Source organism: Shewanella sp. M16 (assembly GCF_018224605.1).
GTDB lineage: Bacteria > Pseudomonadota > Gammaproteobacteria > Enterobacterales > Shewanellaceae > Shewanella > Shewanella oncorhynchi.
In genome coordinates, this window is record NZ_JAGTUL010000179.1 from 1 (window position 1) to 208 (window position 208).

Annotated in this window: 1 rRNA gene; it reads right to left on the reverse strand. The window is 47.6% G+C overall.

The features are described 5' to 3' along the window. Positions 1-102: ribosomal RNA gene (locus tag KFE26_RS23935) — 23S ribosomal RNA — on the reverse strand; the annotation flags it as partial. Positions 103-208 lie beyond the last annotated feature (106 nt).

Genomic DNA, 208 nt, shown 5'->3' on the forward strand with positions numbered 1-208 from the left:
CAAATGCTTGTTACTAGCTCGCCAACGCTTTTCGCAAGTTACTACGTCCTTCATCGCCTCTGACTGCCAAGGCATCCACCGTATACGCTTAGTCGCTTAACCATACAACCCAAATGAGTTTCACTCACCTGAGTCGCATTGCGACCAGCTTGGTTTTACTTGTCTCACTTCTGACCAAAGAAGTGGACGCGCCTTAGACGTAAACTAT